This is a genomic window from Jiangella asiatica, from assembly GCF_004349065.1.
GTDB lineage: Bacteria > Actinomycetota > Actinomycetes > Jiangellales > Jiangellaceae > Jiangella > Jiangella asiatica.
In genome coordinates this window covers 15,001-18,411 of record NZ_SMKZ01000084.1, presented here as the reverse complement: position 1 = coordinate 18,411, position 3,411 = coordinate 15,001, and the positions used below count along the sequence as shown (strand labels likewise).

Annotated in this window: 2 rRNA genes (1 of these 2 only partly in view); both read right to left on the bottom strand. The window is 58.5% G+C overall.

The window, feature by feature from the left end:
* Positions 1-82: 82 nt before the first annotated feature.
* Positions 83-199, bottom strand: a 5S ribosomal RNA gene (gene rrf / locus E1269_RS30675).
* A gap of 144 nt (positions 200-343) precedes the next feature.
* Positions 344-3,411, bottom strand: a 23S ribosomal RNA gene (locus E1269_RS30670); it runs 56 nt beyond the window's last position.

The window sequence follows — 3,411 nt, the reverse complement described above, 5'->3', positions numbered from 1 at the left end:
GGAACAGGGCCCCCCCTTTTCTTTGGGTGTGCAAAACAGCGGGCCCCCGGGTGGTTGGGGGTCCGCTGTTTTGGTGGTGTGTGTCCGGCGGTGTCCTACTCTCCCACCCCCGCTGGGGGGCAGTACCATCGGCGCTGAAGGGCTTAGCTTCCGGGTTCGGAATGGGTCCGGGCGTTTCCCCTTCGCTATGACCGCCGGCACGTTTGTTGAACCGGTGTCAACCATCGGGCCCCCGTGGGTTCCCCCCGTGTTGGTGGGGGTGCGGGGGTGGTTGTTGGTTCAGAACCGTATAGTGGACGCGCGCAGTATGTTTCCCTGCCCGTTTCGGGGCAGGGGGGTGTGTGTGGTCAAGTCCTCGGCCTATTAGTACCGGTCAGCTTCACCCATTGCTGGGCTTCCACGTCCGGCCTATCAACCCAGTCGTCTAGCTGGGGGCCTTACCACGTTAACCGTGTGGGAGACCTCATCTTGAAGCAGGCTTCCCGCTTAGATGCTTTCAGCGGTTATCCTTTCCGAACGTAGCCAACCAGCCGTGCTCCTGGCGGAACAACTGGCACACCAGAGGTTCGTCCGTCCCGGTCCTCTCGTACTAGGGACAGCCCTTCTCAAGTCTCCTGCGCCCGCAGCGGATAGGGACCGAACTGTCTCACGACGTTCTAAACCCAGCTCGCGTACCGCTTTAATGGGCGAACAGCCCAACCCTTGGGACCTGCTACGGCCCCAGGATGCGACGAGCCGACATCGAGGTGCCAAACCATGCCGTCGATATGGACTCTTGGGCAGGATCAGCCTGTTATCCCCGGGGTACCTTTTATCCGTTGAGCGACAGCGCTTCCACAAGCCACTGCCGGATCACTAGTCCCTACTTTCGTACCTGTTCGACCCGTCGGTCTCACAGTCAAGCTCCCTTGTGCACTTGCACTCGCCGCCTGATTGCCAACCAGGCTGAGGGAACCTTTGGGCGCCTCCGTTACCTTTTAGGAGGCAACCGCCCCAGTTAAACTACCCACCAGGCACTGTCCCTGATCCGGATCACGGACCGAGGTTAGATATCCAGTACGACCAGAGTGGTATTTCAACGTTGACTCCACCGCCACTGGCGTGACAGCTTCACAGTCTCCCACCTATCCTACACAAGCCGAACCGAACACCAATACCAAGCTATAGTAAAGGTCCCGGGGTCTTTCCGTCCTGCTGCGGGTAACGAGCATCTTTACTCGTAGTGCAATTTCGCCGAGTCCGTGGTTGAGACAGTGGGAAAGTCGTTACGCCATTCGTGCAGGTCGGAACTTACCCGACAAGGAATTTCGCTACCTTAGGATGGTTATAGTTACCACCGCCGTTTACTGGCGCTTAAGTTCTGAGCTTCACCCCGAAGGGTTGACTCGTCCCCTTAACGTTCCAGCACCGGGCAGGCGTCAGTCCGTATACATCGTCTTGCGACTTCGCACGGACCTGTGTTTTTAATAAACAGTCGCTTTCCCCTGGTCTCTGCGGCCATCAACGCTCCCACCGTGTGGTGTTCACGTATCCGGCCCCCCTTCTCCCGAAGTTACGGGGGCATTTTGCCGAGTTCCTTAACCACGGTTCACTCGATCGCCTTGGTATTCTCTACCTGACCACCTGTGTCGGTTTGGGGTACGGGCGGCTATGGAGCTCGCTAGAGGCTTTTCTCGACAGCATAGGATCACCCACTTCGCCGCAATCGGCTCGGCATCCAGCCTCGGGCACTACTGTGGCGGATTTACCTACCACGGCCCCACACTGTTACCCCGGGACAACCATCGCCCGGGATGGGCTACCTTCCTGCGTCACCCCATCGCTTGCCTACTACCGGATCGGTTCCCACGCTCCCCCGTCAGCCCTCCCGAAGGAGAACCACAGGTTCGGATGGTTAGCATCACCGGGCTCGGCATGGGCGCGCCACAACCGGTACGGGAATATCAACCCGTTGTCCATCGACTACGCCTGTCGGCCTCGCCTTAGGTCCCGACTTACCCAGGGCGGATTAACCTGGCCCTGGAACCCTTGGTCATTCGGCGGACGGGTTTCTCACCCGTCTTTCGCTACTCATGCCTGCATTCTCACTCGTGTAGCGTCCACGACTGGGTCACCCCGCCGCTTCAACCGCCACACGACGCTCCCCTACCCAACCACACACCTGAACACCCCCCCACAAGGAAGGGATGCTGGGCTAACGTGTGATTGTCACAGCTTCGGCGGTGTGCTTGAGCCCCGCTACATTGTCGGCGCAGAATCACTTGACCAGTGAGCTATTACGCACTCTTTCAAGGATGGCTGCTTCTAAGCCAACCTCCTGGTTGTCTTCGCAACTCCACATCCTTTTCCACTTAGCACACGCTTAGGGGCCTTAGCTGGTGATCTGGGCTGTTTCCCTCTCGACTACGAACCTTATCGCCCGCAGTCTCACTGCCGCGCTCTCACTTACCGGCATTCGGAGTTTGGCTGACGTCAGTAACCTTGTAGGGCCCATCAGCCATCCAGTGCTCTACCTCCGGCAAGAAACACGCGACGCTGCACCTAAATGCATTTCGGGGAGAACCAGCTATCACGGAGTTTGATTGGCCTTTCACCCCTACCCACAGGTCATCCGCCCACTTTTCAACGTAGGTCGGTTCGGGCCTCCACGAAGTCTTACCTCCGCTTCACCCTGCCCATGGGTAGATCACTCCGCTTCGGGTCTAGAGCATGCGACTCTGGCGCCCTCTTCGGACTCGCTTTCGCTACGGCTACCCCACACGGGTTAACCTCGCCACACACCACTAACTCGCAGGCTCATTCTTCAAAAGGCACGCCATCACACCCACACAAGGCAAGCGCTCTGACGGCTTGTAGGCACATGGTTTCAGGTACTATTTCACTCCCCTCCCGGGGTACTTTTCACCATTCCCTCACGGTACTGATCCGCTATCGGTCACCAGGGAGTATTTAGGCTTAGCGGGTGGTCCCGCCAGATTCACACGAGATTCCACGAGCCCCGTGCTACTCGGGTATCGCATCACTGGAGTCGCTGCCTTACGTCTACGGGGGTAACACCCTCTACGCCAGGCCTCTCAAGCCCTTCGACTTCAACAACGATTGATCACTCCAGACCAGCCACGGCAGCAGCTGAATCAACACAACCCCACAACACCGCACACGCAACCCCTGCCGGGTATCACACGCGCACGGTTTAGCCTCATCCGCTTTCGCTCGCCACTACTCACGGAATCACTCTTGTTTTCTCTTCCTGTGGGTACTGAGATGTTTCACTTCCCCACGTTCCCTCCGACCACCCTATGTGTTCAGGTGACGGTGACGGCACATGACTGCCGCCGGGTTTCCCCATTCGGACACCCCCGGGTCATAGCTCGGTTGCCAGCTCGCCAGGGATTATCGCAGGCTCCCACG